Annotated in this window: 8 protein-coding genes and 1 tRNA gene; 6 read left to right on the top strand and 3 right to left on the bottom strand. The window is 58.6% G+C overall.

Going from position 1 to position 5,700, the window contains the following annotated elements; all coding sequences use genetic code 11:
- Positions 1–25 precede the first annotated feature (25 nt).
- From J8G26_RS18870 to J8G26_RS18880, 3 genes are all read right to left on the bottom strand, one after another.
- Entirely contained in the window at positions 26–274 is a 249-nt protein-coding gene (locus J8G26_RS18870) for a hypothetical protein (protein WP_210570777.1), read from the bottom strand.
- Between the two features lie 221 nt (positions 275–495).
- A tRNA-Asn gene (locus J8G26_RS18875) sits at positions 496–571 on the bottom strand.
- A gap of 63 nt (positions 572–634) precedes the next feature.
- Positions 635–1,054 carry a YbaN family protein gene (locus tag J8G26_RS18880; protein ID WP_210570780.1) on the bottom strand — a complete coding sequence of 140 codons (420 nt, stop codon included), beginning with the start codon at positions 1,052–1,054 and terminating at the stop codon, positions 635–637.
- 100 nt (positions 1,055–1,154) lie between these two features.
- Here J8G26_RS18880 and def point away from each other — a divergent pair, with 100 nt between their 5' ends.
- The 6 genes from def (at position 1,155) to J8G26_RS18910 (ending at position 5,677) form a co-directional block, all read left to right on the top strand.
- Positions 1,155–1,694 carry a peptide deformylase gene (gene def, locus J8G26_RS18885; protein ID WP_210570782.1) on the top strand — a complete coding sequence of 180 codons (540 nt, stop codon included), beginning with the start codon at positions 1,155–1,157 and terminating at the stop codon, positions 1,692–1,694.
- Positions 1,695–2,086: 392 nt separating this feature from the next.
- A complete protein-coding gene (locus tag J8G26_RS18890; protein ID WP_210570784.1) occupies positions 2,087–3,409 on the top strand; it encodes an integrase family protein in 1,323 nt (440 codons plus the stop codon).
- Positions 3,410–3,449: 40 nt separating this feature from the next.
- Positions 3,450–3,785 (top strand): type II toxin-antitoxin system RelE/ParE family toxin, encoded by a 336-nt coding sequence (locus tag J8G26_RS18895; RefSeq protein WP_210570786.1) that lies wholly within the window; start codon positions 3,450–3,452, stop codon positions 3,783–3,785.
- Complete coding sequence (locus tag J8G26_RS18900; RefSeq protein WP_210570788.1) at positions 3,782–4,111, top strand: XRE family transcriptional regulator; 330 nt, start codon at positions 3,782–3,784, stop codon at positions 4,109–4,111. The genes J8G26_RS18895 and J8G26_RS18900 overlap by 4 nt, the downstream gene beginning before the upstream one ends.
- Before the next feature lie 189 nt (positions 4,112–4,300).
- Positions 4,301–4,891: a hypothetical protein gene (locus tag J8G26_RS18905; protein ID WP_210570790.1), complete on the top strand. Its 591-nt coding sequence runs from the start codon at positions 4,301–4,303 to the stop codon at positions 4,889–4,891.
- 384 nt (positions 4,892–5,275) lie between these two features.
- Positions 5,276–5,677: a hypothetical protein gene (locus tag J8G26_RS18910; RefSeq protein ID WP_210570793.1), complete on the top strand. Its 402-nt coding sequence runs from the start codon at positions 5,276–5,278 to the stop codon at positions 5,675–5,677.
- Positions 5,678–5,700 lie beyond the last annotated feature (23 nt).

Here is a 5,700-nt window from a genome sequence, read left to right on the forward strand (position 1 = left end):
TGGGCCCCTATCGATGTGTCCAGAATTATTGGACCATGACAATCCCGCCGAAGTACGCGGTGTCGCAAGTGGTTGGGTTCATCAAGGGCAGGGGGCACTGCGACACCCAGCGATCGAAGACTCCGGTGGCGGCCAGGAACTGCGCAAAAAAGACCAGCTGGCCATGCGGCGTGGCCGCCGCGTCTGAGTCCCCGCGCACATGCATGCTCCCGCCCAGCGTGTCCACGATCTGCGGCTCAACGGTTTTTTGCTCGCCCTTGACAAGGGCTCCCATTCGTCTGCGTTTGCTTTCACCCTTCGGGTGAGTGTGCCAAATCAGCGCCAGCCCGCGCCAGTGCCGGGTTTGCTCAGCTTTGGCGGGGGGAACTGCCGGATTTAGGGCCAGTGTCCCATGGGCCTCTGAAAGGAGGTTTTTTGGGCAGGCAAAAATGAAAAAAGCACTTAGACGATGTATCTAAGTGCTTGATTCATATCGTCTTTTCAACGAAAGTTCTTTGGCTCCTCGACCTGGGCTCGAACCAGGGACCTACGGATTAACAGTCCGGCGCTCTACCGACTGAGCTATCGAGGAACAAGACTTAAATTATATACATAAAAATGCGCATTTTTACGTGACTGGCGGCTGTCCAAAAAGCTACTGTGCTGGCTCCCGCCTGCGCCACAGCCACGCCAACACGCACGCCATGCAGATGCACGCAAGCATCACAGCCCAGCGCGGTGCGTCTGTAAACATCAGAATGACACTGCTTAGGGCCATCATCAGGGTGGCAGTCCACTTGGACCGGCGGCTTACGCAGCCGCCATTGGCCCAGTTACGCAGCATGGGGCCGAACAGGCGGTGGTGCCAAAGCCATCGAAACATCGCGGGCGAACTGCGGGCTGCAGCCCATGCCGCCATCAGGATGAAAACGGTGGTTGGCAGCCCTGGCACAAACATACCTGCAACGCCCAGAATCAGGCAAATCGCTGCAAAAACCTTCAGCAGCCAGCGCAAGGGTAGCGGTAGCTCTTTGGGCATTTGGGTGTCGAGATGATCGTCGAAGGGCGAAGCCATTGACCGTGATTTTGCATGGATGCATGGGCATGTTGCTCGCGCTATGCTTGCCTGCTTTTCGCACATGCAGTGAATTACAGCAATTGACAGGCCTGTTCCCATGACCATTCATACCATTTTGAAGATGGGCGATTCGCGCTTGCTGCGTATTGCCCAGCCCGTGCAGAGGTTTGATACCGATGCGCTGCATCTGTTGGTGCGCGACATGTTCGACACCATGCGATCGGTCAATGGTGCGGGTCTGGCGGCCCCCCAGATTGGTGTCGATCTGCAGGTGGTGATTTTCGGCTCGGCCGACGCCAATCCCCGCTACCCCGATCGGCCTCTGGTGCCGCCGACGGTGCTTCTCAATCCGGTTATTACCCCAGTGGGTGCAGAGGAGGATGAGGATTGGGAGGGATGTTTGTCGGTGCCGGGATTGCGTGGCAAGGTGCCACGTTGGTCGCGCATTCGCTACACGGGGTTTGACCCCTATGGTGACCCGATCGATAGGACGGTAGAAGGGTTTCACGCTCGCGTCGTGCAGCACGAATGCGACCACCTGATTGGCAAGCTGTATCCCATGCGGGTGCGCGATTTTGCGCAGTTTGGTTATACCGAGGTGCTTTTTCCGGGCATTGGTGCTGCAGAAGATGAATGAGGCGCGAAGTGGCGGGGTTGCACAGATGGCGTGCAGGTCTGCTGCATGAATCACTCGCTGCGACGGTTTCGGTGATGCATCATTGGCAGTGCTGGGGGCAGGTGTTTTTCTGGCCGCAAGATATAAAAAGCCCCTGACTCTTGCGAATCAGGGGCTTTTATCTGGTGCCGGAGAGATGAATCGAACACCCGACCTTCTCATTACGAATGAGAGGATAGGCATATTTGCCCGTGTTGATTGCTGCTGATAGAATCTATAAAAATCAACAACTTATACTGATTTTACTGGATGCGTAAACAGTCGTAGCGTTGATTGAAGTTCAGTATTTTTCAGCAAATAGTCTTACATCCGCCCTTACATCCTGGCCGATGTAAGACTGCAAGGGGCTCCACATGGCAAAGATTGCATTCACCGCTGGCCGGGTGTCGAGGTTCAAGTGTCCGTCCGATAAGAAGCAGGCTTTCTTATGGGATGCGACTGCGCCGGGACTCGGGCTCAGGGCGACCCCCGCCGGGAAGTCCGCCTACGTGTTCCAGAGCGTGTACCAAGGCAAGGACATTCGCCTGACCATCGGAAGCCCGACCGCCTGGAGCATTCCAGAAGCGCAAGCGAAGGCTCGCGAACTTCAACGCCTGATTGATGAGGGCAAAGACCCCCGCGACCTCAAGCGTGACGCTTTGGCGGCCCAGGCCGAAAAGCAAGCCGCTGCCGCTGCCAAGGTGGAAGCCGACAAGGCCGCCGCCCTGACCGTGGGAGATCTGTGGCCGCTGTACTTGGAGAATGGAAAACCCAAGCGCAAGGATGCCTGGAAGCCCCGGTACCGTGCCGACCTGGAAGCAATGGCCGTACCCGGTGGTGAAAAGAAAAAGCGAGGGCAGGGACTCACAAGGCCGGGGCCGCTGTATCCGCTGTTGGCGCTGCCGCTGGCCGGGGTGAACGAGGACACGTTGAAAAGCTGGTTTGATCGCGAAGCCGAGACAGGTAAACACCAAGCCGCACGCGCCCTGATGATGTTCCGGGGATTCCTGCGCTGGTGCGCTGCCCGCCCTGAGTATCGGAGCCTGACAGACCGCGATGCAGGCAAGGCACCCGCTATTTTGGAGAACCTACCGCCGAACACGCGACGCACTGACGCCCTGGATGGTGCGCAAATTGCAGGCTGGTGGGCGGGCACCGAGCAACTCAGCAATCGCACCGCAAGTGTGTATCTGCGTGCCTTGCTGCTGACCGGTGCCCGCCGTGAAGAAATGGCCGCCCTGCGCTGGCAGGACGTGGATTTCCGCTGGCGCAAGCTGACCATTGCAGACAAGGTGGAGATGACCCGCACCATCCCCCTGACCCCGTATCTTGCGCAACTGCTGGCGACACTGCCACGGGTGGGGCCGTACGTGTTTGCCAGCACGGGGAAGGCAGGACGCATTGTCGATGCCCGAGCATCCCATGATCAGGTGTTGGAGCACGCCCAGGTTAAACACCTGACGTTTCATGGACTGCGCCGCACCTTCATCCGACAGGGTCGCAATATCGCCCCCCTCGGTGTACCAGCGCAAATGGCAGGGCACACTCCGAGCGCCGTTGCGGACGGTTACGCCATCCTTCCCATGGATGAATTGCGCCCCCATGCGGAGCGTGTGGAGGCCCATATCCTGAGCCTTGCAGGTGTGCAGTTTGACGCCCAGGCCGAACCGGGTGCGCTGCGCGTGGTGGCTGGATAGGTCAATTCTGATCAATAAAAAATACAAAAATCTATATAATATGACCATGAAACCAATTGAGTTTCGAGGCACTGCGCTGGATGACCTGCGTAGTTTTCCGCAGACCGCCATGCGTGAAGCTGGGTATCAACTGGACAGAGTGCAAAACGGCCTGGCACCCGATGATGCCAAGGCCATGCCGAGCATCGGGGCCGGTGTGGTGGAGTTGCGTATATGGGACGAAGCGGGCACTTTCCGCGTGGTGTACGTCGCCAAGCTGGTCGATGCTGTGTATGTGCTGCACTGTTTTCAGAAGAAAACACAGCAAACCGCCAAGCGGGACATTGAACTGGCCCAAAAGCGACTCAAGGCATTGATGAAGGAGATTGCACCATGACCGAAAAACAGCGATTTTCCAGCGTATGGGACGCCATCGAGGACACCCCCCAGAGCGCCGCCAGCATGCGCGCCCGCTCGAGATTGATGATGAGCCTGACGGAGGTTATTCGCCAGCAAGGCATGACGCAGGCACAGGCCGCCCTCTTTTTCGGCGTAACCCAGCCGCGCATATCTGACCTGATGCGGGGCAAGGTCAATCTGTTTTCGCTGGACACCCTGATTGACATGGCTGCCACGGCTGGCATGGGGCCGATCGTCAAGGTTTCCATGCCCCGCGCTGCGCCAGCAAAGCGCCCTGCGCGTAGGGTCGCAGCTCACGCTTGAACGTTTTCGCCCCAGCTAGGCAGGGCGGTTTTCTGCCAAAAAACCAGTGCCTCCCGCTGGCCTGCAGAGGGCTCTCTTAAAGGGTTAGCGTCCGGGAGGGATGGAATGCAACACAGTTCTTGGGAACCAGTCATGGGCCTTCGGCTTGACCTCACGACAGTCACATCAGCGACCTCGCGCCAAAGGCTCATGCTGGAGTCCATTGCGGCAGGGACGGAAAGCACGCGCGCCGGATTGCGCGGTAAACCGAGTTGGAACTTTTCTGTGACACAACCGGTACGCGGCTTTGTTCCAGCAGCCAAACGCCAGCACCAACCTGAAACCACCCTGGCAGACCTGCTGCCCTGGCCGGCCTTGCTGACATTGGAGGGCTGTGCCGAGAATGCGGCCCAGAGCGCAGGCTGTACCAAGCAAGAAATCCTCCAGTTCGCGCTATCCATTTGCCCCTACGAGCACATCGTGACATTGCTCAATTACGTTGCCCTGGACAAGGGCATTGCCGATACCGCAAAGATTCTGAGTCCTCTGATTCGAGGTCTCAAGGCCAAAGAAGCGCGCATCAAGCAAGGCGCCAGCGCTGGGGGCAAGAAATCTGCACGTACGCGTCAATCGGATGTCAAGACCCGAAGCATCTTCGAGATCTTGCAGGAACGTGAGCGTCTCCTTGCTTCCGGCAGGGGAAGCAGTGAAGTAGCGGGCATCTTGGCCCAACGCTTTGGGCTTCATCCCAACACCATCCGCCGCAAGCTTCACGCGGCAGCTAAAGCGCAGGAGGGTTAGCAACCGTCCAAAAAAGCGTGTACGAAGGGGGTTCGTGCACGTCGCTCCCGGAACAGTGCGGCCTGTCTTCAACAAACCCATGAGGTTGTGAAATGCCCGCAAAAACTGTTCAACTCACCCCGCTGGCGCTGGAAACGCGCGCTGTACTCCCAACACCCGAGGCCGCAGGGCACCTGAATCGTGCGGAACAAACGCTCCGCATTTGGGCGTGTCGCGAGGATGGCCCCATCCGTCCTATCCGCATCAATGGCCGATTGGCCTGGCCTGTGTCGGAGCTGCGGCGCGTCCTGGGGGTGGCGTAATTATGGCCGCCGTCATCAACCAACTCCTGCTGCGGGTCTGGTGCTCAGCGCCTTCTCGCTGGTTTCGGAAGGAGCGCCGCCCATGATCGCGCTCAACACCCCCACCGACTTCCTTGGCGCCATTCAGGCAGTGCTTGGTTATGCGCCGCAGCATCTGGAGCCGGGACGTTTTTACCGCTTCGGCCCGCGCAAATCTGGCTGGGCCAAACTGTTTGCTGATTGCCTTGGTGGCGTGTTTGGCGACTATCGCCAGAACATCAGTAGCCACTGGATGGCTCGCCAGCCGCAGCACCAGTCTCCTGCAGAACTGGCGTCCATGCGCCACCAGATCTGCCAAGCAGCAGTGGAGCGCGAAGCAGCACAACGTGCGCAGTGGGCCAAGAACGCCGAGCGCAATGCTCGCCTGTGGATGGCATCTGTCCCCGCCGGGGATACCGTGCGTTCCTACTTGGCGCAGCGTGGCCTGGGTGCAGAATCGCGTTGACCAGACCACCCTTTCTCTTCCAT

The organism is Acidovorax sp. JG5 (genome assembly GCF_017939685.1).
Taxonomy (GTDB): Bacteria; Pseudomonadota; Gammaproteobacteria; order Burkholderiales; family Burkholderiaceae_C; genus Acidovorax.